A 25,875-nucleotide genomic window follows, 5' to 3' on the forward strand; every position below is an offset into this window, starting at 1 on the left:
TGAATGGGGAAAATGCGTAAACCGGCAATGCTGTTACTGGCTCTGTTGATGTGTTGGACTTTGGCGTCTTGTTCCGGGAGCACGGACACATCGAGCAATGGCGCTGCTGATGATACGATTTTCAACGACAGTCTTAAAAAGGCAGATGCTTCTCAAACGAAGCTATCTCCAAATGAGCCCGCTTGGAAGCTGGATACGACACCAATAACGTTTGACTGGTATATCAATTTTGATTGGTTCACCGGTAAGTGGGGGGGCAACGTCGTTTCCGATTATATAACGAAGAAAACGGGTGTCAGTTTGAACTTTATTGTGCCTGCTGGAGACGCCGGGGAGAAGCTCAACACGATGATGTCAGCAAGGTCGCTCCCTGACTTCATCACGCTAGGCTCCTACGAGGATTCCGTACAGAAGATGATCAATGGAGATATGGTGCTTCCATTAAACGAGCTGGCGGAACAATACGATCCTTATTTCTTTAAAGCTGCTGACCCAGAGAAGCTTAACTGGTACACACAGGCTGACGGGAATGTGTACAGCTACCCGAATGCATCTTCATCACCTGCGGATTATCAAAAATACGGCAAGCTTTTTACGTCTAATCAGACCTTCGTTGTTCGGAAAGACATGTATGAAGCCCTCGGGGAGCCGGATATGAGCACGCCGGAAGGGTTTCTCGGCGCGCTGAAGGCTGCGAAGGAAAAGTTTCCGGAAGTAGACGGCAAGCCGCTCATCCCGATTGGCCTTCATGAATTTACGGAAACCGGCAACTATTCGCTGGAAGATTATCTTCAGAACTTCCTAGCCATTCCGAAGCAGAAAAACGGCAAATTGTACGACCGTCGTAGCGACCCGACCTATTTGAAATGGCTGAAGATGTTTCGCCAAGCGAATGAGGACGGACTGATGCCGACAGATGTTTTTCTTGATGAGAAACGAGTGGAAAAGGACGAAAAAATATCGCAAGGGCGTTATTTTGCCATGCTGTATCAGTGGTCCGATTTTTCAGAGATTAATCAGGCGCTGTATCAGAAGGACCCGAATAAGGTCTATATCGCGATTGACGGTCCGGCGAACGATGCGCATGATGCGCCAACCCTTGCAGGAAACGGCATCTCCGGTTGGACCGTGACGCTCATCTCGAAGAACGTCAAAGACAAGAAGAGGGCCATCGCCTTCCTCAGCTATTTGCTCAGCGAAGAGGGAAACAAGGACCTGTTCTTAGGAGAGAAGGGCGTTACCTACGATACGATTGACGGCAAAGATCAGTTCCTGCCGGAGGTCATGCAACTGCTTAATACCGATCGCCAAGCGTTCGATAGCAAATATGGCGGTTCTTATATGTACTGGATGCTAATGGATACGAACATGAATCTAGCATGGATGACGGGGATGGATGCCGAGCCTTCCAAACAAATTGCCGATTGGACTAGGGGCAAGACGGTTAGCACAAGCGAGTTCGAAAACCTGGACCCGGACCCGACAACGAAGGAAGGAATTGCGGTAGGCAAAAATACGCGGCTCTGGGCGGAGACGCTGCCGAAGCTGCTGATGTCGAAATCGAATGCCGAATTCGACCGACTGTTCGCCGAATTCATGAAAGCCACTACCGAGGATCCCGAGTATGAAGCCATCGCAGCAAGCCGCCAGGCGGCTTATGAACGAAATGTACAGAAGCTGAAGTCGTCGCTTAATCAATAGTTCGATAGAGGAAGCAGCAGGATGTGAAATAGGGAATGGGATTCGCGGCAATCCGTTGGTTATTGAAGATACGTGCATTTACGTTTAACCTTTCGCTTCAAGTCAAACTGATTTTGTCCTTTATATTCGTTATTTTTATACCGGTTGTTTTATTCTCTTGGTATACGCTTAATGAAGAGTCCGCCAAGGCAATGAAGGAATTGTTGGAGAACAATAAGAATGTGCTGGAAGTAGAGAAGATCAACATTGAGAATAACGTAGAGCTGATGGGATGGACGGGTCAGCTTGCGTTATCCAATCGGGAAATGAATAATTATCTGCAAATCGAACAATTCCAGGATACGGCTCAAGTTCTTCATATAAAGAAGGACGTGGTCAACAGCTTTCAATATTTTCTGTTTAACAATCCGCGAATCGCGAATGTCCGGCTATTCACGGATAACCGCTATGTGAATGAGATTTGGCCGGTTATCCTGCAGGAATCGCGCATTCAGAGCAAGCCTTGGCATGATGACGTGATGAAGCAAGGCGGTTTACCCTGGTGGGAGATACAGGAGAACGTCGGCCTCACCGGTATGCCTTCCGAACAAATGCCGAACGAGCCCTTCATGACGTACTTACAGGAATTCAAGTATCCGGACAATACTACCCATAACGGGATTCTAGAGATATCGATGCAGTTATCCGATTTCTTCTCCCAAACGTTCAGCAGCGTACAGGATAAAAACTCCCAGCTGATCGTAGTCGCAAGGAACGGACAAGTTTTCAGCTTAAAGGATTCGTCTGTGTTCAAGCAGAACGGCGCGGAGGAATTGATAAGCAGCATAAAGCTGACGAGCCATACGGATTACGAGACGGTGCGGTTCAAGGTTAATGGACATTCCTACTTGGCTTTACAGAGCTACATCCCATCGATTGACGTACATCTGGTCAATATGGCTAGTCTTGAGGAAACCATGGAAGGCATTAACCATTCGAGGGTTCGTTATATCGTGCTCGTTTCATTACTGGCGGCATTTCTCGTTCTGCTGTCTTACTCGATGCAAGCGATCATTTTGCGCAGGCTTAAGGCATTAAGGGAATCGATGCAGCAGGTGAGAAACGGTAACTTTAACGTCGAGCTGCCGCCGATTACCGGTACCGATGAGGTAGGAGAGCTGGGCTTTCATTACCGCAAGCTCATTCTGAAAATTAACGAGCTCATTCAAGACCAGGCAGCTCGGCAGGCGGCAGGCAAAGAAGCTGAGCTTCGGGCGCTGAAGAACCAGATCGATTCCCATTTCCTCTACAATACGCTGGAGAACGTCAAGATGCTGGCGGAGATTGAAGGGCAGTATCTTATATCGGACATCATGACCTCGTTAGGCGGTATGATGCGGTATTCGATGGAATGGAGGCAGGATCACGTGATGCTCAGCGATGAGATCCAGCAGGTCCAGCATTATGTATCCGTCATGAACATCCGTTATGATGGCAGACTTGATCTCCGATTGTCTATTGAACCGGAATGCCTCATGCAGGAATCGCTTAAAATGTCGCTGCAGCCTGTAGTCGAGAATGCAATCAAGCATGGGATGAGCCGCATGCATTCCAAGGACGGAAATCTTCTCATTACGATCTCTGGCGTCCGGCGTGGTCAAGCTTGTGTCATAGAGATTACGGACAGCGGCCGCGGCATACCGGATGAAACGCTGGGCTTGTTGAATCAAATGTTGCGAATGGAAGAGCATGCTTATCAGGAGGTCCGGCAATTATTCGTTCGTAAGGAGAACGAGGACGGTAATGGAATCGGTCTGCGGAATGTGGACCAACGTTTAGTGATGAGCTATGGGGTGGAATATGGGATTCGGATCGAAAGTCAGGAAGGAAGCTATACACGCATAATCATGACTTTGCCGTACCGGGTCATGGGAGGGGGATAGGACATCTATGATTAGCTTGCTGATCGTCGACGACGAGAAGATCATTCGGAGGGGCTTGCAATCAGTCATTGAGAGGCAGTTCCCCGATCTGTTTAAATATCGATTTGCCGAGAATGGAGAAGAAGCGCTGGAGCTGCTGCGCCAGGAGCCTGCGGATATTATGTTTACGGATATCCGAATGCCCATTATGGATGGGATCGAACTGCTTGACCAACTGCAAGACCATCCGGTTAAACCCGAGGTTGTACTGCTGTCTGGCTATAATGACTTCGTATATGCGCAGAAAGGGATCCGCTTTGCTGTGAAGGATTATCTCGTAAAGCCTGTGATTCGGGAGGAGCTGTTTGCCGTCCTGGAGCGATTAATGCTGGATATAAAGAAAAGAGAAGAGCGAGCAGACCAGGCGGGCGAAGATGCCAGCCTTTTTGCTGCCGAGCTGGTTACCCTGCTTTTAACCCAGAAGGATGTGGATGATGCGATCACACCGAACAAGCTGAAGCAGGCCGGCTTAAGCTGGTTGGATGCAGGATATACACTGGGCTTGGTTACGCAACGTGGTGGAAGTTCACAGGCAAGCAGTACGGATGCAGCTACTTTCAGGAATCAAATCGCTGAGCTGTTACAAGGGCATATGAATTGGATGCTGACGCGTGATGGAAAAGGCGGAACGATTATGATAGCAAGCGATCCCGATATGTTCTACCGGTTGGCGGAACAGTGGGGGTTAAGTGAGTATGAGACACAGCTGCGAATTGCGATTAGTGATTCCGTTCAAGGGATTGAGCAGATAAGGTGGGCATACAGTCAGGCGAAGCAAACTATGAAATACGGGATTCTGCTTCCAGATCTCGATGTGCTGGATTACGCTGGCATAAGTGATCGCAATGAGCGGTATGTCGTCCCTATGGAGTTGATTGGGCGGATATTGAATCTCCTTGGAATGGGACGCGGGGATGAAATCAAACAACTTCTGGATCAAATCCTCGATGTTCGCATCATTAGCAGCAGTGAAATCGGCTATCTGGAACGTATTAGTCAGCTGCTGAACGAGGAGCTGTTCGATAAGTTGTTCCGCATCTACGGGCTTAAGGTATTCGGTCTATTAATGAAGTACGCTCCTGTTGGTCACATCGGAAATTTCGATCGATTTGAGGATTATTACCAATCCGTCGAACAGCTTCTCGATCGTCTGGATCGGTTCATCCAAGATCGGAAAGAGCAGGTGCCAACGGAACAAAATACGATGCAAAAAGTACTCACCTACCTGCAGACGCATTATGCCGACAATTTAAACATGGCGGTGGTGTCCAACCATTTCTCACTCAATTACTCGTATTTCAGCCAAGCCTTCCAAGAATTTACCGGTGAGAGCTTCTCGAACTATGTTCGCGGGTTAAGGCTGGATAAGGCGAAGGAACTTCTGGTGCACTCCGATTTGAAGGTGTACGAAATCAGCGATCAGGTTGGATTCGAAAATGTGAAGCATTTTACGAGAATATTCAAGGATACCGAAGGTATCACAGCGCTGGAATTTCGAAGCCAGCGGAGACGGTTTGAAACCGAGTGATGATAAAAGACTAAAACACAAATGACCCATAAGAGGGTCTTTTTTTTGTGAAAAAGCATCCTCTCATGGGTCAAAGTTCACACCTTTCAATCATTCAGCATTCAGAAAGTTAATTAAAGCTGTATTGAATTCTTCAGGGTGAGTCGCGTTTAGACCATGAGGTCCCCCTTCGATGACGACGAGTTGACTACCTGGAACCGCTTCGTGGGAAAGTTGACCGCTGACTTCAAGCGACACAACTGCATCGGAATCCCCATGGATAACAAGCAGTGGGATATTAAATTTTGCCAAATCGCCACGGAAATCCGTCCGGCCGAAAGCCTCAACACAATCCAGCGTCCCTTTTGGCGAAGCAGAAGAAGCAATTTCAAGGTTGTAATGGCGGAAAGATTCGCTAACCAGATCGGTTCGATCCCCTGCTTTAAAGAAATTGTGAGTGAAGTCGTCAAGGAAGGCGACACGGTCTTTTTTCAAACCGTCTAGGAAGCCTTGAATCGTGGCTTCATCCAGACCACCTTCCGGATGCTCGGCAGATTTGTAAAAGAACGGTGGAACCGCAGCGGCCAGCACGGCTTTTTTGACACGGCTTGTTCCGTATGTACCGATGTAACGGGCTACCTCTCCGCCACCCATCGAGAATCCGACCAGCGTTACATCCTTAAGGTCCAGCTGTTCGATAAGCTTATGAAGATCCGCTGCAAACGTATCATAGTCATATCCGTTCCACGGTTGGGAGGATTGTCCGAATCCACGGCGGTCATAGGTAATCACGCGGTAACCTGCATTGATGAGAGCTGGAACCTGATTCTCCCAAGAGCGTCCGCTCAGCGGCCAACCATGAATCAGAATGACAGGTTTGCCTGCGCCAACATCCTCAAAATTCAACTGAATAGGGTGCCCATTTTCTTCTCCGACTAATAATTTTGCCATGTTCATTCTCCTCTGTTTTTTAATGATGATGATTAGTTGTGGCTCCCGCCCTCGTGGCCGCCAAACATCGATTGGGCATATACAATGCCCGCGCCATAAGCACCGGTGTGCTCCTTAGCGATCGACATCACGGCGTCATAGGTTTCCTGGCGAGCCCAATCGCGTTGGTACTCAAGCATAACAGAAACCCAGGTAACCGGGATGGCCCCTGCTTGGATCATCCGTTGAACGGCCATGTTATGCGCTTCCGCAGTCGTCCCGCCTGAAGCATCCGTTACAATGTACACTTCGTATCCGTCTTTAATAGCTCCAATAACAGGAAAGGCAAGGCAAACCTCCGTCCAGAGCGCTGCCATGACCAGCTTTTTACGGCCTGTTTTCTTCACGGCTTGTACCAGGTTGTCGTCTTCCCAAGAGTTCATTGTTGTACGGTCGATCGGTACCTGATCTGGAAATACCTCTTGAATTTGCGGATGAATCGGGCCTGAGAATGATTCTGCAGCCACCGTTGTAAGAATGGTGGGCACATTAAAAACTTTCCCGGTTTTGGCCAATCCAACCGTGTTGTTAATGATGGTTTGACGATCCGCGCTTTGAACACCAAAGATCATTTGAGGCTGATGGTCAATAAGAATAATTGCAGAGTTTTCAGCCGTCAGTAAATCTGTCTTGTCATTAAACATAGAGGATCCTACCTCCTAGATTTTGGTTGCAACAGGGCCCGATCCGTTGGAGTTTCTGCTGCATGTATTCAGTCTATGGAAATACCAATGTGCAAACAATCTTCAGTTTTCTATATTTTTCATAGGAAAATCCTATATACTTCGAAAGTTCTATAAGAAATATACATAAGCAATTCCTATGGCTGTTATAGAAAAAGCCATATTGTTAGTAAAAATGTCGACTTTTAGACTTATGGATAAAGGCAGTCTAGCAAGAACATCACAATTCGTATTAAAGGAGGTATTGACTATGAGCACAGGTTCTATAGGTTCTATGGCCTTAGCTCTTGCCGCAGGTATTGTCATTGGCGTTGTTTTTCAATCGCTTAAGATCCCGTCGCCAGCACCGCCTTTTTTAGGACTGCTCGGTCTCGCCGGAATGTTTGTAGGCCAGCGGCTGATCCCCTGGATCCAGCAATGGCTAAACCACAAATAATGCAATCGAAAAGGAGAGCGGAATCATGTCTAGAAAAACGAAAGATGTTGAGGCCAGTCTAGTCATTCACAATGCCAGCATCGTAACGATGGACGATGTAAATCCTACCGCATCGGCAGTTGCCGTTAAGGACGGCCAGTTTCTGGCTGTGGGTGATGATGCCGAAATCATGAAATATGTCGGATCCTCCACGCAGGTTGTCAACGCCAACAAACGAATGTTGATACCGGGCTTAAACGATTCACATATTCATCTCATTCGCGGTGGTCTCAACTATAACCTTGAACTTCGCTGGGATGGAGTGCCATCCGTAGCGGATGCATTGCGAATGCTGAAAAAGCAGGTTGATCGTACACCAGCACCTCATTGGGTCCGTGTTGTAGGCGGATGGACGGAGTTCCAATTCATCGAACGCCGGATGCCAACTCTGGATGAAATCAATCGAATTGCTCCGGAAACCCCCGTTTTTATCCTTAATCTTTACCGCCAAGCCTTTTTGAATAAAGCTGCCTTACGGGTAATAGGGTATACGAAGGATACGCCTAATCCGCCAGGAGGAGAAATCCAAAGGGACAGCCGGGGCAATCCAACAGGAATGCTCATCGCCAGGCCTAATGCAACGATATTGTACGCCACTTTAGCTAAAGGGCCAAAGCTTTCTTATGAGGACCAAATGAATTCAACCCGACTCTTTATGAGGGAATTGAATCGATTTGGTGTGACAAGCGTGATCGACGCTGGAGGGGGCTTTCAGAACTATCCGGATGACTATCAGGTGTTTGAGGAACTGGATAGACGTGGAGAAATTACGGTTCGCACGGCGTATAATTTATTCACCCAGCATCCCAAAAATGAATTAAACGATTTTAAAGCATGGACCGCTTCATCGCAGCCATACACGGGCAGTTCTTATTATCGTCATAACGGTGCAGGTGAAATGCTTGTGTACAGCGCAGCAGACTTTGAGGATTTTGTTGAGCCTCGTCCGGAGCTTCCAGCTGTACTCGAAGATGAACTCTTTGAAGTTACCCAACATCTCGTTCAGCAACGTTGGCCGTTTCGACTTCATGCCACTTATGGAGAATCCATAACACGTTTTCTTGATGTTTTTGAACGCGTCAACAAAGAGGTGCCGTTCAAAGACTTGCGCTGGATTTTGGATCATGCCGAAACGATTCATGAGAAGGATTTGGAGCGGGTCGTCGAATTAGGAGGTTCGATCGCGGTTCAAAGCCGAATGGCTTTCCAGGGGGAATATTTTGTCGAAAGATATGGGGCAAAAGCAGCGGAGAATGCTCCTCCGATAACCAAGATGATGAAGTCTGGACTGCGCGTTGGTGTGGGAACGGATGCCACCAGAGTAGCAAGCTATAATCCTTGGGTGGCCTTATATTGGCTAGTGACGGGCAAAACACTGGGAGGATTAAGCCTGTATCCTGCTTCTAATCGTGTAGAGAGACACCAAGCGCTTCGGATGTATACGACGGGGAATGCATGGTTTTCAAAGGAAGAAGATGTGAAAGGGCAGATCAAACCGGGTCAATATGCTGATTTTACGATCCTTTCCGATAATTTCTTTCATGTCTCGGAAGAAGCAATTAAAAAAATTGAATCTGTCTTTACCGTCGTAGGTGGTAAGATTGTCTACGGTACCAGCGAATTTCAGTTTTTGTCGCCTCCAGCTCCCAAAGCCAGCCCAGACTGGTCTCCGCATAATGTCTTTGGCGGCTATTACAAGGGGCCGGAATATGGGGGTGGTGGATCAGGTGCCCATACGCCTAAACAGGTCCATCTTCATCATAAGTGTAACCATCATCACGGCAGCGGTTTCTGCGACTTGGATTGCTTTGTCTTCTAAAAGTAAACAAACCTAAGGTGATCCTAGTCAGACAAAAGGTACAGTCCCCTCATTGAAACTGGGGGACTGTACCTTTTGATTTAGAAGACTTTATCAGCAGCCCCGATCAAAACAGGAGTCATCTTTTCAATGATGCTCAACGTTAGTTTGATTGGGTGGATGGATTGGGGTGGCGGCGGTTTCCTTTTTCTCCAAGCGAATGAAGAATGGGACAATCGTACTTAGCAGCAGTAATCCGGCCAACACCTCGAATGTGAACACATGACCTTTGATGCCGGTCAGATAAACCGAGACGATGGGGCCAAGTGAGGCTCCGATAAATAGCATAAACATATGGAAAGAAAGAGCGCTAGCCCGTAACTCTCCAGCTAAAGTGCCTATTAGAGACAACAAGGCGGGAAGAGCCATAGCTATGCCAGCTGCAAAAACAATACTCGCCAAGATTAAAAACGCAAGGTTCTCCCAGGCGCCTACCAGACCTAGGCCAATACCGGCCAAGATCAGACCGCAACATAGTACATTTTTTACGCCAAACCTAGCAACGAGCTTTCCATCAAACGGGGAAACGAGCATGCCGATGATACCGGCTGCGCGAACCCATAAGATTTCCTGGTGGCTCAGACTAAAGGGAGCACTGCTTAGATAACTTCCAAGCGTAGAGAAAAAACCGACGAGTGCAATAAAGAGAGTTGAGGAAATGATGTAACAGAAGGGCAGGCTTTTTTTCTTGAAAATACCGCCAATGCGCTTTAACGGAGTAAAGAAATTGCCCTCCGGCTTCTGGATGATATCTTTGGGTATGCATAAGGTAATCAGAAAAAACGAAATAAAATACACGATGCCAAGGATGTAAAATACATATCTCCAGCTTAGTTCCAATATGACGGTGCTGCTATAGATCTGTCCAACGATACTGGCCATCAAAAAGGCGGTGCTTATAAATCCGAGGATCGTTACCCTTTTTTTCGTTGGGAACATCTCTATTGCGTAGGCTAACACAGAAGGGGGAAACATGGATGCTGCCAATCCTTGGATAACCCTCAGCACAATAAGCCACTGAAACTCATGGACCGTTCCAATAAAAGGGGTTGATACCGCGAGCAGGCATAATCCGGATATCATCATTCTTTTCCGTCCGTAGCGGTCGGAAAGCCCCCCGAACAGGAGTCCTCCGCCGGCAAAAGCAAATGAAAAGGCGCTTCCTGCCCAAGCAGCTTTGGAAGATGAAATCTGGAATACGTCCTCAAATAAGGGAAACAGGGGGATCGTTAAATATAGGGATGAGACGACAATTAATGAGCACCAGAATAGAATCAGGGTCGTAAGGTTATAACGTGGTGCCGCTTGCTTTGCTGGATTAATCAATCGTGATTCCCCTTTCTTCTGCAGGCGTCCCTTTTGTTACAGCTGCATTGGTTTCCTTCACATTTAAAAACACGTTGACAGCAAAAACAAGAATGCCGCTTCCGGCAACGGATTCACCTATACGTTTAATCGTGGATAACCATTCCTGATCATAGCCATTTGCAATAAAGGACAGCGAGATCAGCATGATTGGCAAACCTATGCCCTGCAACCAAAAGTGCCATTGGGCCAGACGGGACGCTGCGGCTTTGGGAAAGCGCAGATAAGTAAATCCGCAAAGGGCCAAAGTTGCCCATCCGAAAAGGTTGGTGTGGGCATGAACGCTAGTCAATGCAAAATTCAATGTTGCGCCCATGTAGATTCCAATGCCAATACCGAGAACAATATAAATAACAGCCATTTTTAAAAAACGTACTCCCATCCAAACTCTCCTTTGTATTTTACGAGATTCATTCTCCAGTCAAGGAGTTCTATAGATATTGAATTCCAAGAACCAGATATGTAACACAATCGTATAAACGGATGTTCGCACGATCAATATCGATATTTCTATGTCTCATATAGCTTTTTCTTATAATCATCGCAACGGCTTGGGAAAATCCTCGGCCTTTTGCGTTATGGGTTTTTCGGACAAAAGATATAGTAAATTCGCTATGCAAGTATAGAAATAATGGAATGGTTCGCTGCTGCTCTTTTCTCTATGATTTGAATCAGGAGTACTTTTCAGTTATTAGCAGGATCGAAAATACTTAACAGAAGGAGTCTGGGAAGGATGGGGAATATCATAAAGAAAACGGCAGGCATCCATCATATTACTTGTTTCGTGAAGGACGCGCAGAGAAATGTAGATTTTTATGCTGGAGTTCTAGGTCTTCGTCTTGTAAAAAAAACAATTAACTTTGACGCACCCGAGGTATACCATTTGTACTTCGGCAATGAAAAAGGCAGCCCCGGAACGATAATGACGTTCTTCCCGCACGAACTTTCCCGCAAGGGCCGCATAGGAGGAGGACAAGTAGGTACAACAACGTACGTAGTACCCACAGGCGCAATTGATTTTTGGAAAGCACGCCTCACGACGTTCGATATTTCCTTCACGGAAAGCACCCGTTTTTCTGAAAACTATATTGAATTTTTAGATCTTGACGGTCTGCAGTTAGAAATTGTTGAACGGGAAGACGGAGCGCTCAATACGTGGTCATTCGGAGGTATTCCGACGGATAAGGCGATCAAAGGATTTGGGGGCGCCGTGCTATACAGTGTTGCATCCACCAAGACCATGCAGGTACTTGAGGACGTTTTAGGTCTTGAAAGGGTAGGGCAGGATGGCGACTTTATTCGCTATAAGGCTGAAGGGGACATCGGCAACCTCATTGATGTGAATGCGGAGCCCATGGAATGGGGGATCCCAGGTAGCGGCACCGTTCACCATATCGCGTGGCGAGCCAAGAATTTTGAAGACCATGATGCCTGGAGAAGCCATGTGGAAAGCAGCGGTTTACAGCCTACACCGATTATTGACCGACAGTATTTTCATGCGATCTATTTTCGTGAACAAGGCGGCATTTTGTTTGAAATTGCGACGGATCCGCCAGGTTTCGCAAATGATGAGCCTGAGGATCATCTGGGCGAGGCATTAATGTTGCCGTCATGGTTTGAAGACAGCCGCGCTGAAATTGAAAAGAACCTGCCACCTATTCAAGTGCGCGAATTGAAGTCAATCAAGCAATGAAACACCCATTTGATAACGTAAAAAGAGCAGTTACACAGGCTATGATTAGCTGTGATAACTGCTTTTTGTTTAATAGAATAAAGTCTCCATATTTCTTAAACCAAGCCCTGTAGCAACCGCATTTCCCCATTCAGGATCGGCTTTATAAAAATGGGCGATTTGACGAAGTTTGATTTCATCCTTTTCAACCGGTTTCATGGCATTCACAATATTGTTAACCAAGCGCCCGCGTTCTTCTGCACTAAGCAACCGGTACAAGTCACCAGGTTGAGTGTAATGGTCATGATGGTCATAAGAGACACTGTCGGCTGAACCGGATACCTCAAACGTAGCTGTCTTGTATGCTGCAGACTCAGTCGCCCCGTTGTAACTATTCGGTTCATAATACATTGAACTTCCTCCGTTGCGATCATAACGCATTTGACCGTCACGCTGGTTATTATTCACTTCGGTAACGGGTTTATTAATAGGAAGCGTGTTATGATTGGTTCCAACCCGATAGCGGTGTGCATCGGCATAGGCGAATAAACGGCCTTGAAGCATTTTATCCGGAGAAGCTTCAATACCGGGTACGAAGGCTCCAGGAGAGAAAGTTGCTTGCTCGACTTCAGCGAAATAATTCTGGGGATTACGATCGAGGACCATACGTCCAACCTCGATAAGAGGGTAGTCTTTTTGCGACCACACTTTGGTTACATCGAATGGATCGAATCGATAAGTATCCGCATCTTCCAGCGGCATGATTTGAACATACAACTTCCACGCGGGGAAGTCTCCCTTTTCTATAGCTTGAAACAAATCCTCAATGTGATAATCCGGATTTTCGCCAGCCAGTTTAGCAGCTAGTTCGACATCCAGATTTTTAACACCCTGTTCCGTTTTGAAATGGTATTTTACCCAAACGCCTTGCCCATCTGCATTGACCCACTTAAACGTATGGCTTCCATAACCATGCATATGACGTAAAGTAGCAGGGATACCGCGATCAGACATCAAGATGGATACTTGATGCAAGGACTCGGGAGACAATGACCAGAAATCCCATACCGCGTTTGGATTTTTAAGGTGGGTTTGAGGATGCCGTTTCTGAGTATGGATGAAATCCGGGAATTTAATGGCATCTCTTATGAAGAAGACAGGCGTGTTATTTCCTACTAAGTCATAGTTCCCTTCTGCGGTGTAAAACTTGACGGCAAATCCACGAGGGTCACGCACGGTATCTGCAGAGCCAAGTTCGCCTGCAACCGTCGAGAAGCGGATAAATAAGGGCGTGCGTTTACCAACCTCGGATAAAAAGTCGGCTTTGGTATATGAGGACACATCGTGGGTTACTTCAAAATATCCGTGTGCACCGGCACCTTTGGCATGAACAACCCGCTCAGGGACACGTTCACGATTGAAATGGGCCAGCTTTTCAAGAAGATGGACATCTTGAATGAGTGTTGGACCCCGAGAGCCGGCAGTCATAGAATTCTGGTTATCTCCAACCGGGGCTCCCCAACTTGTCGTTAATTGGCCATGCTTGATTTCCAATTTAAATACCCCCAATATGTAAAATTAGTACATTAGAAACATCTTATTATCCATTTTGTATTTTGATCAATATCGGTCTATCTATATTTGACATAGTTATCGTTTATATCTTTTTAGAAGTCAGTGTAAGAAGAGGTGAAGAAGCTGAATTCCCCGCAGATATAAGAAATCCCCATGACAGATATTGACAAAGGCTTATTGATAGATACGAGTGGGAGGATTTAAGCTGTTACTACATAGATAAGCAGACAAATGAGAGGTCCGTCCTGCGATGCAGGGCGGACCGTTATTTTTAGCTGTTTACATATTTTTCTGCTGAGCGTTTACGAAGGCCGAGGGCAGTAATGCCAATCCCGAGAAAGGAAGCGGCAATCGGAACCATCATTGCTGTGCGGTAGCCGTCGAGCAGGGCTTGCGGGGATTTGTCCAAACCTGTAGCGCCAATCTGCACAGCGGTCACGACCGCCAAACCGAGTGCGGCGCCAAACTGGAAGGAGGTATTCAATAAACCGCTGGCGAGCCCCTGCTCTTCTTCCGCTATTCCGTCCGTGGCGGCGATGGTTAAAGGTCCGTAAGTCAGCGAAAAGGCGAGGCCCGTCAGGATCATCGTCGGGAACATCGCTGCATAGGTCCAGTCCAAACCGATGGGAAGAAAAAGGGCGTAGGCTAATGCAGCGAGGCAGAACCCGCCGAAAATCACCGGAATATTGCCGAAACGGTTTACCAGCTTGGGGGTCAGGGTAGGTGCGAGTATGGAATCGACACCGACGGCGAGCAGGGCAAGACCCGTTTCAAGAGATGACCAGCCGCGCAGTTCTTGAAGGTAGAGCACTGTCACGAATTGGAACCCGAAAAAAGAGCCGGCAAACAACATGGCACCCAGGTTCGCCCGCACGAGTGAGCTGGCAGAAAATATGCCAAGGCGTACCAAGGGGGAAGCCGAGCGTCGTTCGATCGTTGCGAAGAGACCAAAAAGCAGGGCACTGCAGGCCAGGATTCCGGCGGTCCAGCTCCAGCCCAGGTTGGAGGATTCCACGACACCGTAAACCAGAAGCAGCATGGCCGCCGTGACGCTGACTGCTCCGGCCAGATCGAAGCCTTTGGAGGAGACCTCCGGCCGACCAGAGGCCGGTATGAGGCGAATCGCGGCTAGAAGAATCACGAATGCCAATAGAACCGGACCAAAGAAAACCCAACGCCAGTTAATCTCACTTAAGATGCCGCCGACCACAAGACCGAGTGAAAACCCGGCGGCCGCTGTCCCGGCATAAACGAGTAAGGCCTTGTTACGTGCAGTCCCCTCCGCAAAGCTTGTCGTGATGATAGATAAGCCGGCCGGAGTCATGAACGCTGCACTAATGCCTGTAACAAACCGGGCGGTGATCAGCATCCAGCCTTCGGTCGATAATCCGCCTAACCCGGAGAAAGCAAAGAAAACCGTGAGCCATAGCAGAAACATTTTTCGGCGCCCGAACAGGTCGGCTGCCCGGCCTCCCAGCAGCATGAAGCCGCCATACCCGAGTACATAGGCGCTGACTACCCATTGCAGCGAACCGGTCGACATGCCCAGTTCAGCACGGATCGAGGGCAGAGCCACGCCCATCATCGACACGTCGATCCCTTCCAGAAAAATTGCGCCGCACAAAACGAACAATAAGCCCCAGGAAAGCTTGCCGGAACTTTGAGACGTTTGACCGTTTGCCTTCATTCGATATGTCCTCCTCATTATGAATAATCATCCATTTTCGGAACCGGCTCGATCGGGTCTGCCGATTTCCTTATTGGCACAAGGAGATTATGTATCATATAATCGAGGAACAGAAGTACGCACTTTTTTGTGTCATTTTCACCAAAAGGTAATATAGGAACCAAAAAGTACCTATTTTGATCGGGGGAAAAAGTGCCATGAAAACGAGTATGCCGCAAGCTTTTAATATACCGATAGAAGCGACCCTGGAAGTCATCGGGGGGAAATGGAAAACGCTCATTTTATGCCATTTAACTTATGGAGCTAAACGAACGAGCGAGCTGAAAAAGTTGACCCCGGGCATCACGCAAAAAATGCTGACTCAGCAGCTTAGAGAGTTGGAGGAGGATGGGGTCATCATCCGGACGGTATACAACCAGGTCCCGCCGAAAGTCGTTTACGAATTGAGCGAGCTGGGCCAATCCCTTCGGCCGGTCATCGATGTGATGTGCCAGTGGGGAGAGCGGTACATCCAGGGATCAACCGAGAACCAGGCAAGCTCGAACATGTGACGTAAGCCGCGGAGAAACTAAAAAAAGAGCTCAGCCACCAGGCTGAACTCTTTTTTTTTATTCTATATTTATGAGTGGCGAATGTTATGAATCCGACCAACAGGCACATTTAGGATTGATAAAAATACAAAATAATGGCGGCGGCCACAAGCACGCAGAAAAGGGTGAAAAACGTAATTTTCCATCCGCTGCGCGGGACCTTGCCGCTGATGCTGCCCGTCTCTCCGTTGACCATATACCGATAAACCTTCTCCTTGTACGTGTAAGAGGCATTCCAAAGCGGCAGCAGGATATGCTTGTAGGTCCGCTCGGAGTATTGGGTATCGATGCTGAGGTTGCGCAGTTCGTCCCCGCCGATTTGCCGGCGTATCGAATCTTCCAGACTGTCGTCCATCCGGGATACCGCGTCGCTCCAACCCTCACGCAGGGGCACGGTATACCTTTCGGCCACAAAACCGCTTAAATATTCAGGCTTGTAGGGTCGAAGGTCCTCCAGGCTGAAATCGTCAAACTGCTCCATCAGGCGGGTGTCGTGCTGTTTGGAAGCAGGAACAAGCACATCGTTGAAAAATCGATCGTAGGAGCCGGATGTCCAGTGCCACACGGTGTACCGAACCTGCTCCTCGTACGTCTCTGTTTTCCCGTCAACCGTTCGGGTACGCGTCTCAGTGCGGTAATGATAGGTACCCACCTCTGCCGAATAGTCGGAATCCGTTTGGGCATCAAAGGTCCAGAAGGGGACATAAATGCCGGAAACATTCGAGCGGGTCTGCTGCTTTTTGAAGGCGCCCGGCACGAACCATTTTTTCTTCTTCCACTTCAGGAACAGGGCGTTCGCCTCATCCTTCGAGATGTGAAAGGGGATGATGGATTCGGGCCGTATGCTGTCCGGATCCCCTTGGGGCAGGACCTTGGGGGAACCGCAAAAGGCGCATAGAGCCGCCGTCTGCGCGGCAGGAAGGAGCAACTGGGCCCCGCAGTTCTCGCATTGGACCGCCTGCTGCTCGGTCCCCCAGTCTTTCATGGCCTGATCTTGTTCATCCGCAAAATCGAGCTCATATTCGGTAGGCTCGGACGGATAACGGGGCTGTTCAATGGGAGCCAAGCTTCCGCAATACGTGCATTTCATCTGCTGGGTTTCGGTATCAAAAATCATTTGCGCCCCGCAGCCCGAGCAGGGGAAGCGGATCGGTGCTTCGACGGACATAAGCGCTCTCCTCTACACTTTATTGCCGCAGCTTGGACAGAACTTCATCGTGCTGCTCAAGCTGCCCCCACACTCCGTGCAAAATTTTTTCTCCGGCCGCGGCGTACCGCATTCCGGGCAAAATTTCTCGGAGGGTTTGAGCCCGTGTCCGCATTGGGCGCAGGGCTCGGTATCAACGGGGGACGCCGGATGGGCAGGAGCGGCAGGCTGGGGCTCCACAGCATCCGCCGAAGGCTTCATCGCTTGATTGAACATTTGCCCCATGGCCATGCCCGCCCCGAGGCTTGCCCCGGCGCCAGCAAGCCCGCTGTCGGGATTGTTGGCTGCATCGCGAAGCGATTCGGCGGCCTGAAACTTCATGTACTGATCGAGATTGCCGGCAATGCTCATGGATGACTTCCGGTCGATCATTTTTTCGACTTCTTCCGGCAAGGAGATGTTTTCGATAAAAAATCCGGACAGGGACAGACCCATGCCATTGAAAATCGGCTCCAGCTTGGTCCGGAGGGCGGAGCTCAGCTCGTCGTACTGCACCGCAATATCCATGATCGGAATTTTGGCCTCGCCAATCAGGTCGCTCACACCGGACACGATCACCGACTTGAGATAACCGCCGATTTGATCCGAACCGAATGAGGACTGGGTCCCGAAGATTTCCTTAAGAAACAAGGCCGGGTCCTGCACGCGGAACGCGTAGCTGCCGAATCCCCGCATCCGGATAGCTCCGAATTCAGGATCCCGCATCATAATGGGGTTGGTCGTTCCCCATTTCTGATCCGTGAAGTTACGTGTGTTTACAAAATACACATCTGCCTTAAACGGCGAATTGAATGCATATTTCCATGATTTTAACGCCGTCAGAACCGGCATGTTCTGCGTGCTTAAGGTATACGTGCCTGGGCCGAATACATCGGCGATCTGGCCCTCGTTCAGAAAAATCGCGGCCTGCGATTCCCGCACCGTCAGCCTCGCGCCCATTTTGATCGCTTTGTCGTAGACCGGAAACTGGTGCACGATTTCATTGGTGTTGTCCGTCCATTCAATAACCTCGATAAATTGGCCTTTAATAAAAGAAAACAAACCCATCGTTCAACCTCCATCTTTATTCCAGTTATCTCCATTATACGTGATTCCGGTTTGTCCGTCTCAACGAATCGACGAAGGTTCAGCACCATACGCCACCATTGGACAAAATATGTCGGGGATGATAGGGGAAGTTTACACATTCTTATCTCTAAAAAAAGAACGACCTGTATGGCTTCATCCACACAGGTCGTCTTTATGTTCGCATCCGGAGAACCGGGATAGGCGACTATTCGAGATACATCCGCTTCAGCTTTGCCTGCTCGTCTTTGCTTAGCCCCAAGCCTTTTTCCAGGAAACCCTGAATCGAGCCGTATTTCTTCGTCATTTCGTCGAAAGCAGCGTTGATATATTCCGGGCGGACGTCCATTAACGCTTTGATGACTTCAATCGCATTCTCGTCCGTCAGATTAAACTGCTTCACCATGGCGTCCACAGCCGCCTTGTTGTACGCTTCCCGGTACTTGTTGCTGAGCATGAAATCCTGGACTACGGTTTCTTTCGGAACGCCGAGTGCTAGCAGCATCAATGCCGAGCCGAGGCCGGTGCGGTCTTTACCTGCGGTGCAGTGCTGTACGAGCGCCGCGGATGCCGGATCCAGCATCATGTCGAACAATTTCACGTAAGCCGAAGGGGAGTCGACCATGTCGCGGTTGGCGGCGGTCAGCACGTCGCCGGGCTTACCCATTTTGTCGAACTCGCCGCTCGCCATGAAGCTCATGATGTCAGTGCCGCTGCCGGATTGGCCGAAGACCGGGTTGCGGACATAGGCAGCGCCGGGAATCGCCGGATCGGGCTTGGACTTCACTTCTTCGTCCGTGCGGTAGTCCACGATCGTCTTCAGGCCGCTCTTTTGCAAATAGGCGATATCGCTTGCCGTGAGGCCGGCGAGCTCGTCCGAGCGGAACAGCTTGCCCCACTTGACCGTTTTGCCGTCCGCCGTTTTGTAGCCGCCGAGATCGCGGAAGTTGGTGGCGCCTTGTAGCGGCAGCAGGCGTTCGGCGGTTGTGATGGCGGCACCGCTCGCCGCCTTCACTTTAAAGTAAACCCGGCTGCCCGGATTCGGATCCTTCGTTCGCAGGCCGCCAAACGAGGCGTAGGTACGGGCAAGCTCCTTCCAGCCGCTATCCGGACTCTGGCTCCAGTAAACTTTAACCGGTCCCAGATTGGCGGTGGTCTGCCAGTGCAGCGTCAGCGTACCGTCTTTGGCTCGTTCCACGGCAGCCCCGGTAAAGCTGCCCTGCTTGGCCTTGGCTTGAATGCCGGACGCGGGCGCTTTGCCCGCAGGTGCAGCTGCGCTGGCCGTGGCTGCCGACAGCGGCGCAGCCGAAAGCAGCAGGGCCGTGCCCAGCAGAATCGTTTTTTTCATCATGGTCGTTGTTCTCCCCCTCTGGTCTTAGAAAAATGCATGTTGTCCTCTTTATGATGGGGGAGAAGTGTTGGCATCATGTTATCCGAGCATTAGCGGAAGGTAAAATTGTGTCAGTATTTACATAAATCACGATAAAAGGTGTCAGATCTAAACGAACCATGATACAGAATTCTTGCGGATGTGGGTCTGAGCAGAGGAAATTCGGCATACAGGGAGGGGGTTCCCGACCAGTGTCGAATAGTTACTTGGAAGTAAAAGGAACAGGGGGAATGGAGATGAAAGTAAAACGGATTGTCACGAACATTCGTACGGAGGATCTGGCGGCCGCCCGTACTTTTTACGAGGACGTGCTCGGTTTGGAGAAGTGGATGGACCACGGATGGATCGCCACCTATGGGACCGATGCCCGTATGGATGTTCAGGTCAGCGTCGCATCGGAAGGGGGCTCGGGCACCCCGGTGCCGGACCTGTCCATCGAAGTGGATGACGTCGACGAGGCTCTGAACCGTATGAAGCAGGCGGGCTTTCAGATCGAATACGGTCCGGCGGATGAGCCGTGGGGCGTGCGCCGTTTCTATGTACGGGATCCTTTTGGGAAACTGATCAATATCCTGGCCCACAAGCCGTAAAATATCAACAAGGAAGTGTGATACATCCATGATTCGAAGGTTTTTCGCGTACTACAAGCCGTACAAGGGGCTGTTTATCCTTGATTTCGTGTGCGCGGTGTTCGCCGGGCTGCTGGAGCTGGCCTTTCCGCTGGCCGTCAGCCATTTTATCGATAACCTGCTGCCCAGCAAGGACTGGGCGATCATCGTCGTCGCCTGTCTAGCGCTGCTGGCCATTTACGGGCTCAATATGGTACTGCAGTATATCGTGACCTACTGGGGTCATATGCTGGGCATCAACATTGAAACGGATATGCGTAAAAAGCTGTTCGACCATATCCAGAAGCTCTCGTTCCGTTTCTTCGACAATCATAAAACCGGGCATTTGGTCGGGCGGATCACCAATGATCTGAACGACGTCGGCGAGGTGGCCCACCACGGGCCGGAGGATGTCTTTATTGCGGTCATGACGCTGATCGGCTCCTTTGCGCTGATGGCTTCCATTAACATGGAGCTGGCGCTGCTGACCTTTATCATTATCCCGGTCATGGCCTGGGTGATCATTCACTTCGGGGGCCGAATGACCACGACATACCGGCGGCTGTTCGGGAACGTGGGGAATTTCAACGCCCGGATCGAGGACAACGTCGGCGGAATCCGCGTCGTGCAGTCCTTTGCCAATGAGGAGCACGAGAAGAAGCTGTTTGACGTCGACAACCAGAACTTCCGCCAGACCAAGCTGATGGCTTATAAGACGATGGCGAAAAGCATGTCGGTGACCTACATGATGATGCGGCTCGTCACCGTGTTCGTAATGCTGTGCGGCGCCTGGTTTTTCCTCAGCGGACGGATCGAGCTGGGCGAGTTCATGGCGTTCCTGCTGCTGTCCAACGTCTTTTTCCGCCCGATCGAAAAGATCAATGCGGTCATCGAAAGCTACCCGAAAGGCATCGCGGGCTTTCGGCGGTATTTGGAAATCATGGATACCGAGCCGGATATTGCGGACGCTCCGGATGCAGTGGAATTGGGTCGGGTTGTAGGCAATATCCGTTACGAAGGCGTCACCTTCGGTTATGATCCGGCCAAACCGATCCTGAACAATATTGATCTGTCGATCCGGGCGGGGGAGACCGTCGCGTTTGTCGGTCCTTCCGGAGCGGGGAAAACGACGATCTGCAGCCTGCTGCCGCGCTTCTATGAACTGGATGGGGGACGGATTACGATCGACGGCATCGATATCCGGGACATCAAGCTGGATTCGCTGCGGCGGCACATCGGCATCGTGCAGCAGGATGTGTTCCTGTTCTCCGGCACGGTGAAGGAAAATATCGCATACGGCAATTTGAATGCCACCGATGAGGAAATTTGGAAGGCGGCGGAGCGCGCATCGCTGGCCGAAGTGATCCGCTCCATGCCGGAGGGCATGGATACGGTCATCGGCGAGCGGGGTGTGAAGCTGTCGGGCGGACAAAAGCAGCGCTTATCGATCGCCCGGATGTTCCTGAAGAACCCGCCGATCCTGATCCTGGATGAGGCAACGTCCGCGCTCGACACCGAGACGGAAGCCGCCATTCAGCAGGCGCTGACCGAGCTGTCGCAGGGGCGCACGACGCTGGTCATCGCTCACCGGCTGACGACGATCCGCAACGCAGACCGGATTATGGTCGTGAATGAACAGGGTATTGCCGAGGAGGGCATGCACCAGGAGCTGATTGCCGCCGGCGGCATATACAGCCGGCTGCATCTGGCCCAGTCGCAGCATTCGTAATATCGGATTGAATCGCATTTTAGCGGAGGCATTTCTTGCGATATAAGGAAGCCAATTCTCCGAAGCGGATACCTTCCTTAATCATCAAAAAGGAGCTCCACGATTCCCGTGGGGCTCCTTTACTTTATTCATCTTTTTGGGCCAAGCTGACTTTGTGCAGCAGCGAGATCAGCTGATCATGCTCTTCCGGGGTCAGATACCGGGCTAGAGTCCGGTTGGATTCATCCAGGATCGCATGCAGCTGAGGCTGTACTTCCTTGGCTTTGGAGGTGGGATACAGCAGCTGGGAACGCCGGTCATCCGGGTCCGGCTTGCGCTCGATATAACCAGACACCTCCAGCTGTTTAATGGAACGGGCCGTGGTGGCCTTGTCGAATTTCAACTGTTGGGTCAGCTGTTCCTGCGTAACTCCCGGTTGATGCAGGATGGCCTTCAGGAAGCTGTGCTGTCCGCCGCCGCCGATGCCGTAAGGAGCCAGTTCCTTGGCGAGCCTTTTTTGGTTCTGGCGATGGATGTACGAGATCAGCTTGCCAATCGGTTCTTTGTTCGGCATTACATCGGCACCTACTTTCATCATGAAGTGGAGGGACAACGGGAACGATAAACTCAAGTTCAGCAAATATTTTATCTCAAAATGGTTGCAAGCGCAACTAATATAAGGTACACTGTTACTGCCAATTAGTTGCGCGTGCAACTAATAAAGATGAACAGGAGCAGGAGGTACCACATGAGTTCAATACAGCGGACGTACCAAGAGGATGCGAATATCCAGAAGAAGCGCTGGATCATCCTCATTGTTCTGAATTTATTTACATTTATGTCCACACTGGATGGAAGCATCGTCAACATCGCCCTGCCGGTGCTGTCCAAACAGATGGGACTGCCGATCGCCCAGATCGAATGGGTGACGACGGGGTACCTGATGGCGATCTGCGCGGTCATTCTTTTCTTCGGAAAATTGGGGGATATCGCAGGCAAGATCCGTATTTTTAAAATCGGCACGATCATCTTCATTATCGGATCGCTGCTGTGCGGGTTCAGCACAACGCTGCCGTTCCTGATCGTCTCCCGGGTTATTCAAGCGCTTGGAGCTTCGATGACGATGGCGAACAGTCAGGGGATTCTGACTGATATTTTCCCGGCGAAGGAGCGGGGGAGGGCGCTGGGACTGATCGGCACGTTCGTTTCTCTCGGGAGCATTGCCGGGCCATCCTTAGGCGGCATCATCATTTCATCGCTCGGATGGGAGTACATTTTCTGGGTTAACGTACCGATCGGTTTGATCGCGATCATCATGGGGTGGAAGGTGCTGCCGGCGGATTTGATCCGGGTCAAGGCCAAGATCGACGTGCCGGGAAGCTCGCTGTTCGCGGTATTTATCATCACCTTGTTCGCAGGCCTGCTGCTCGGCCAGCAGGCCGGATACGGCAACGTCTGGATTCTGCTCGCTCTTGCCGTCGCGCTGGTGGCGCTGGTCATCTTCCTTCGCACCGAAGCGGTTCGCAAGGACGCACTGCTGGATCTGTCGCTGTTTAAAAATCCGCTCTTCTCCATCAGCATTCTGTGCGGCTTTCTCGTCTTTACGGCCAATTTCTGCTTCAACATCATCGCGCCGTTTTACGCCCAGAACATGCTGAATTTATCGCCGTTTGCCGCCGGCTTCCTGCTGATGCTCTTCCCGATCTGCATGGTCATCGTGGCGCCGGTGAGCGGCGCTTTGTCGGACAAAATCGGCTCGGAGCTTCTCACCTTTGCCGGCCTAGTCGTGATGGTGATCGCCCAATTCGGCTTGGCCTGGCTGCATGAAGGAAGCCGTCTCGTGCTCGTCGGGCTGTGGATCGCCATGCTCGGCATCGGCAGCGGCCTGTTCCAGTCGCCGAACAACTCGCTCGTCATGTCCCAAGTGCCGCGCACGCAGCTCGGCTCAGCCGGGAGCGTCAACTCCTTGGTGCGGAACGTGGGCATGGTCGTTGGCATCACTGTCGCAACGACGATTTTGTTCCACGTCATGAGCCTCCGCGCCGGCCGGCGGGTGACCGGGCTGGTGCCGGGTCATCCCGACATTTTCTTAAGCGGCATGCACGCCGTGTTCAGCACGTCAGCCTGCATCTGCCTGGTAGCCGCCGCCCTGACGGGCTGGCGCATGTACCGGGCGAAGGCGGGAAAGCGCCGGGAGGTAAAGGCTTGATTTTTAAGATGAAAAAGCCAGTTTAATACTGAAAACAACCGTCCGAAAAAGGACGGTTGTTTTTTTTAAGTGTAAGAAATAGCGCAACAAAAACTTCAGCAAAAGGGGTCCCGCTTTACTCCTTACCCCGCATTAACCTCGGACAGCTTACCGGATGCTTTTTTAGCCCAGGTGCTTTTTCCAAGCTTGACCCAGATCACAGCCGCGCAGGCCGCCCATACTGCAATGGTAATGACCCCGCTCTCCCCGGCCACGTAAGACCAGCCCGAAGCTTTATCGAAGAACAGCTGCTCCAGCCAGCTCCGCGACAAATTGATGACCATGTGAATGACAACGACCGGCCAGATGCTGCGGCTGCGCCAGCGGACCCAGCCCATAAATACGGATAACGGAAAGATCATAACGGTAAACAGCACCAGATTGATCCACACATTCCCGTCCGTATTGTATTGGTTCAGATAAAAAGGGTAGTGGAAGCAGGCCCACACGGCAGCGGTGATCAGAATGGACTTTCGAATGCCGTAAGCTTCCGTCAGCTTGGGTTGGAGGTAGCCGCGCCAGCCGATTTCTTCCCCGAAGGAAAAGATCAGCATGCTGATCAGCATCTGAGGAGCCCAGGAGCTTTTGGTGATATACCAGGCATATTCGGAAACGGTGAAGCGGGCGGTGCCTTGGCTCAGGAATTCGGCTGACGGAAGTTGTACGATCCCGAAAGCCCACGCGGCAAGAAACCCGATTCCAATCGGGACGATGGACAAGATGGCGGCAAAATACCAGCGGAGACCGCCAAACGTGCCGAGCCCCGATGAACGGAGAGAATCTTTTCTTCCGGATATAAAGATCAGCATCAGCAGCACGGTGATCATTGGAGCAAGCTGGCTGATGGCGACGAGATTCATGCTTCCGGACAGATTGGCCAGCAGGGTAAGCAGCAGCACAGTCACACTGAATGCCGTCGCGGAGCGAACAGATGTTATTTTCATGAATAACTTCCTCTCTTGTTAGTTGTTAATGTTATGGTAAGAGGCAATTATCAAGAATTTATAAAGCTCTGGCGATCATTTGCGGCCTTTTCGAAATACGACATGCTGAGGGAAGACCGGGGTATGCTACAATGGGGTTATACGATACGCGATAGGCTCCAAATAACGGATCGGCGATCCTGGCATAAGGAGAGGTGACTGGGGTGGAACGGGAAGATCAGAACAAAGAAGCGAAAGATCAGGACGAAAAGGCCGAAGCGGAAGACCGCTACCAGAACATGTCCACACGTTACGGGCTGGTGGAATCGGCTATTGACGATTTTGCGAAGCGTGGCGGGTTTGACGATTTGCCGGGCAAAGGCAAGCCACATAAGATCGACGACGAAGACGTGTTCAGCAGCATTTTGAAGAAAAACAATTATCAGCCTCCTTGGGCCGAGCTGCGGAAGGAAATCGCTGCGGATTTGAAGCGTCTGGCTGACAATCCCTGCTCGGATCACGAGCTTCGGGCCGAACTCGAAGCGGTTAACGACAAAATCAGAACGTATAACCGGATCGTGCCGCACCCGATGCTGCAGAAGGGGCTGGTGTCCAGAGCGAATTTGGAGAATGCCTACCCCAAATGGGTTTAATGTTATAAA

General features: G+C 50.4%; 22 protein-coding genes. 11 read left to right on the top strand and 11 right to left on the bottom strand.

The features are described from left to right. Nucleotides 1–3: 3 nt before the first annotated feature. Genes MKY74_RS06895 through MKY74_RS06905 form a run of 3 tightly spaced genes read left to right on the top strand, consistent with a single transcriptional unit; the run spans nucleotide 4 to nucleotide 5,190 of the window. The gene (locus MKY74_RS06895) at nucleotides 4–1,701 is read left to right on the top strand and encodes an extracellular solute-binding protein (RefSeq protein WP_076176237.1); all 1,698 of its coding nucleotides are present in this window, start codon (nucleotides 4–6) and stop codon (nucleotides 1,699–1,701) included. 35 nt (nucleotides 1,702–1,736) lie between these two features. Continuing rightward, nucleotides 1,737–3,623, top strand: coding sequence for a sensor histidine kinase (locus MKY74_RS06900; protein WP_076176235.1), 1,887 nt, complete (start codon nucleotides 1,737–1,739; stop codon nucleotides 3,621–3,623). Between the two features lie 7 nt (nucleotides 3,624–3,630). Continuing rightward, nucleotides 3,631–5,190, top strand: a complete 1,560-nt coding sequence (locus tag MKY74_RS06905) for a response regulator (RefSeq protein WP_076176233.1) — start codon at nucleotides 3,631–3,633, stop codon at nucleotides 5,188–5,190. A gap of 90 nt (nucleotides 5,191–5,280) precedes the next feature. On the opposite strand, the gene MKY74_RS06910 is transcribed toward MKY74_RS06905, so the two are convergent. Next, complete coding sequence (locus tag MKY74_RS06910; RefSeq protein WP_076176231.1) at nucleotides 5,281–6,120, bottom strand: alpha/beta fold hydrolase; 840 nt, start codon at nucleotides 6,118–6,120, stop codon at nucleotides 5,281–5,283. A 32-nt stretch (nucleotides 6,121–6,152) separates the two neighbouring features. Then, nucleotides 6,153–6,803 carry a hydrolase gene (locus MKY74_RS06915; RefSeq protein ID WP_076176229.1) on the bottom strand — a complete coding sequence of 217 codons (651 nt, stop codon included), beginning with the start codon at nucleotides 6,801–6,803 and terminating at the stop codon, nucleotides 6,153–6,155. Between the two features lie 289 nt (nucleotides 6,804–7,092). On the opposite strand from MKY74_RS06915, the gene MKY74_RS06920 reads away from it, so the two are divergent. Both MKY74_RS06920 and MKY74_RS06925 read left to right on the top strand, forming a co-directional pair. Further along, entirely contained in the window at nucleotides 7,093–7,278 is a 186-nt protein-coding gene (locus MKY74_RS06920) for a XapX domain-containing protein (RefSeq protein ID WP_076176227.1), read from the top strand. Nucleotides 7,279–7,303: 25 nt separating this feature from the next. Then, nucleotides 7,304–9,136, top strand: a complete 1,833-nt coding sequence (locus tag MKY74_RS06925) for an amidohydrolase (RefSeq protein ID WP_076176225.1) — start codon at nucleotides 7,304–7,306, stop codon at nucleotides 9,134–9,136. Nucleotides 9,137–9,262: 126 nt separating this feature from the next. Here the strand turns inward: MKY74_RS06925 and MKY74_RS06930 are convergent, their stop codons facing one another. Together MKY74_RS06930 and MKY74_RS06935 are read right to left on the bottom strand one after the other, a co-directional pair. Further along, nucleotides 9,263–10,501 carry an MFS transporter gene (locus MKY74_RS06930; protein WP_076176223.1) on the bottom strand — a complete coding sequence of 413 codons (1,239 nt, stop codon included), beginning with the start codon at nucleotides 10,499–10,501 and terminating at the stop codon, nucleotides 9,263–9,265. Next, nucleotides 10,494–10,922 (bottom strand): hypothetical protein, encoded by a 429-nt coding sequence (locus tag MKY74_RS06935; protein ID WP_076176221.1) that lies wholly within the window; start codon nucleotides 10,920–10,922, stop codon nucleotides 10,494–10,496. Before MKY74_RS06935 ends, MKY74_RS06930 begins: the two co-directional genes overlap by 8 nt. A gap of 351 nt (nucleotides 10,923–11,273) precedes the next feature. Here MKY74_RS06935 and MKY74_RS06940 point away from each other — a divergent pair, with 351 nt between their 5' ends. Beyond that, complete coding sequence (locus MKY74_RS06940; RefSeq protein WP_144025533.1) at nucleotides 11,274–12,233, top strand: ring-cleaving dioxygenase; 960 nt, start codon at nucleotides 11,274–11,276, stop codon at nucleotides 12,231–12,233. Nucleotides 12,234–12,302: 69 nt separating this feature from the next. On the opposite strand, the gene katA is transcribed toward MKY74_RS06940, so the two are convergent. Next, complete coding sequence (katA, locus tag MKY74_RS06945) at nucleotides 12,303–13,760, bottom strand: catalase KatA (RefSeq protein ID WP_208629397.1); 1,458 nt, start codon at nucleotides 13,758–13,760, stop codon at nucleotides 12,303–12,305. A gap of 298 nt (nucleotides 13,761–14,058) precedes the next feature. Then, nucleotides 14,059–15,474, bottom strand: coding sequence for an MFS transporter (locus tag MKY74_RS06950; protein ID WP_076176217.1), 1,416 nt, complete (start codon nucleotides 15,472–15,474; stop codon nucleotides 14,059–14,061). Between the two features lie 197 nt (nucleotides 15,475–15,671). Here MKY74_RS06950 and MKY74_RS06955 point away from each other — a divergent pair, with 197 nt between their 5' ends. Continuing rightward, nucleotides 15,672–16,025 (top strand): winged helix-turn-helix transcriptional regulator, encoded by a 354-nt coding sequence (locus MKY74_RS06955; protein WP_076176215.1) that lies wholly within the window; start codon nucleotides 15,672–15,674, stop codon nucleotides 16,023–16,025. A gap of 109 nt (nucleotides 16,026–16,134) precedes the next feature. Here MKY74_RS06955 and MKY74_RS06960 read toward each other — a convergent pair whose 3' ends face one another. The 3 genes from MKY74_RS06960 to MKY74_RS06970 all read right to left on the bottom strand — a co-directional run bounded on the left by MKY74_RS06960 (nucleotide 16,135) and on the right by MKY74_RS06970 (nucleotide 19,687). After that, on the bottom strand, nucleotides 16,135–17,232 hold the full coding sequence (locus MKY74_RS06960; protein WP_076176213.1) for a hypothetical protein: 1,098 nt from the start codon (nucleotides 17,230–17,232) through the stop codon (nucleotides 16,135–16,137). 12 nt (nucleotides 17,233–17,244) lie between these two features. Further along, nucleotides 17,245–18,318, bottom strand: a complete 1,074-nt coding sequence (locus tag MKY74_RS06965) for an SPFH domain-containing protein (RefSeq protein ID WP_076176211.1) — start codon at nucleotides 18,316–18,318, stop codon at nucleotides 17,245–17,247. Between the two features lie 226 nt (nucleotides 18,319–18,544). Next, on the bottom strand, nucleotides 18,545–19,687 hold the full coding sequence (locus MKY74_RS06970; RefSeq protein WP_244169444.1) for a tyrosine-protein phosphatase: 1,143 nt from the start codon (nucleotides 19,685–19,687) through the stop codon (nucleotides 18,545–18,547). A 275-nt stretch (nucleotides 19,688–19,962) separates the two neighbouring features. Between MKY74_RS06970 and MKY74_RS06975 the strand changes: the two genes are divergently transcribed. Next, nucleotides 19,963–20,316, top strand: coding sequence for a glyoxalase superfamily protein (locus MKY74_RS06975; protein ID WP_076176209.1), 354 nt, complete (start codon nucleotides 19,963–19,965; stop codon nucleotides 20,314–20,316). Between the two features lie 28 nt (nucleotides 20,317–20,344). Further along, nucleotides 20,345–22,063 carry an ABC transporter ATP-binding protein gene (locus tag MKY74_RS06980; RefSeq protein WP_076176207.1) on the top strand — a complete coding sequence of 573 codons (1,719 nt, stop codon included), beginning with the start codon at nucleotides 20,345–20,347 and terminating at the stop codon, nucleotides 22,061–22,063. Between the two features lie 124 nt (nucleotides 22,064–22,187). On the opposite strand, the gene MKY74_RS06985 is transcribed toward MKY74_RS06980, so the two are convergent. Continuing rightward, a complete protein-coding gene (locus tag MKY74_RS06985) occupies nucleotides 22,188–22,616 on the bottom strand; it encodes a MarR family winged helix-turn-helix transcriptional regulator (RefSeq protein WP_076176205.1) in 429 nt (142 codons plus the stop codon). A gap of 174 nt (nucleotides 22,617–22,790) precedes the next feature. On the opposite strand from MKY74_RS06985, the gene MKY74_RS06990 reads away from it, so the two are divergent. Further along, entirely contained in the window at nucleotides 22,791–24,251 is a 1,461-nt protein-coding gene (locus tag MKY74_RS06990; protein ID WP_076176203.1) for an MFS transporter, read from the top strand. 122 nt (nucleotides 24,252–24,373) lie between these two features. Here MKY74_RS06990 and MKY74_RS06995 read toward each other — a convergent pair whose 3' ends face one another. After that, nucleotides 24,374–25,234: a CPBP family intramembrane glutamic endopeptidase gene (locus MKY74_RS06995; RefSeq protein ID WP_076176201.1), complete on the bottom strand. Its 861-nt coding sequence runs from the start codon at nucleotides 25,232–25,234 to the stop codon at nucleotides 24,374–24,376. A 203-nt stretch (nucleotides 25,235–25,437) separates the two neighbouring features. On the opposite strand from MKY74_RS06995, the gene MKY74_RS07000 reads away from it, so the two are divergent. Beyond that, the gene (locus MKY74_RS07000) at nucleotides 25,438–25,866 is read left to right on the top strand and encodes a DnaJ family domain-containing protein (protein WP_076176199.1); all 429 of its coding nucleotides are present in this window, start codon (nucleotides 25,438–25,440) and stop codon (nucleotides 25,864–25,866) included. Nucleotides 25,867–25,875: the final 9 nt, after the last annotated feature.

The sequence above is a fragment of the Paenibacillus sp. FSL R5-0378 genome (genome assembly GCF_038009285.1).
Classification (GTDB): Bacteria; Bacillota; Bacilli; order Paenibacillales; family Paenibacillaceae; genus Paenibacillus_AQ; species Paenibacillus_AQ favisporus.

Bases quoted from the DNA above. Each gene is read 5' to 3' on its own strand.
- MKY74_RS06960 (WP_076176213.1), bottom strand. From the start codon at position 17,232: ATGTCCGTCGAAGCACCGATCCGCTTCCCCTGCTCGGGCTGCGGGGCG.
- MKY74_RS06940 (WP_144025533.1), top strand. From the start codon at position 11,274: ATGGGGAATATCATAAAGAAAACGGCAGGCATCCATCATATTACTTGT.
- MKY74_RS06980 (WP_076176207.1), top strand. From the start codon at position 20,345: ATGATTCGAAGGTTTTTCGCGTACTACAAGCCGTACAAGGGGCTGTTT.
- MKY74_RS06985 (WP_076176205.1), bottom strand. From the start codon at position 22,616: ATGCCGAACAAAGAACCGATTGGCAAGCTGATCTCGTACATCCATCGC.
- MKY74_RS06995 (WP_076176201.1), bottom strand. From the start codon at position 25,234: ATGAAAATAACATCTGTTCGCTCCGCGACGGCATTCAGTGTGACTGTG.
- MKY74_RS06915 (WP_076176229.1), bottom strand. From the start codon at position 6,803: ATGTTTAATGACAAGACAGATTTACTGACGGCTGAAAACTCTGCAATT.
- MKY74_RS06920 (WP_076176227.1), top strand. From the start codon at position 7,093: ATGAGCACAGGTTCTATAGGTTCTATGGCCTTAGCTCTTGCCGCAGGT.
- MKY74_RS06970 (WP_244169444.1), bottom strand. From the start codon at position 19,687: ATGATGAAAAAAACGATTCTGCTGGGCACGGCCCTGCTGCTTTCGGCT.
- MKY74_RS06955 (WP_076176215.1), top strand. From the start codon at position 15,672: ATGAAAACGAGTATGCCGCAAGCTTTTAATATACCGATAGAAGCGACC.
- MKY74_RS06965 (WP_076176211.1), bottom strand. From the start codon at position 18,318: ATGGGTTTGTTTTCTTTTATTAAAGGCCAATTTATCGAGGTTATTGAA.
- MKY74_RS06935 (WP_076176221.1), bottom strand. From the start codon at position 10,922: ATGGGAGTACGTTTTTTAAAAATGGCTGTTATTTATATTGTTCTCGGT.
- MKY74_RS06900 (WP_076176235.1), top strand. From the start codon at position 1,737: ATGGGATTCGCGGCAATCCGTTGGTTATTGAAGATACGTGCATTTACG.
- MKY74_RS06990 (WP_076176203.1), top strand. From the start codon at position 22,791: ATGAGTTCAATACAGCGGACGTACCAAGAGGATGCGAATATCCAGAAG.
- MKY74_RS06895 (WP_076176237.1), top strand. From the start codon at position 4: ATGGGGAAAATGCGTAAACCGGCAATGCTGTTACTGGCTCTGTTGATG.
- MKY74_RS06905 (WP_076176233.1), top strand. From the start codon at position 3,631: ATGATTAGCTTGCTGATCGTCGACGACGAGAAGATCATTCGGAGGGGC.
- MKY74_RS06950 (WP_076176217.1), bottom strand. From the start codon at position 15,474: ATGAAGGCAAACGGTCAAACGTCTCAAAGTTCCGGCAAGCTTTCCTGG.
- MKY74_RS06975 (WP_076176209.1), top strand. From the start codon at position 19,963: ATGAAAGTAAAACGGATTGTCACGAACATTCGTACGGAGGATCTGGCG.
- MKY74_RS06925 (WP_076176225.1), top strand. From the start codon at position 7,304: ATGTCTAGAAAAACGAAAGATGTTGAGGCCAGTCTAGTCATTCACAAT.
- MKY74_RS06910 (WP_076176231.1), bottom strand. From the start codon at position 6,120: ATGGCAAAATTATTAGTCGGAGAAGAAAATGGGCACCCTATTCAGTTG.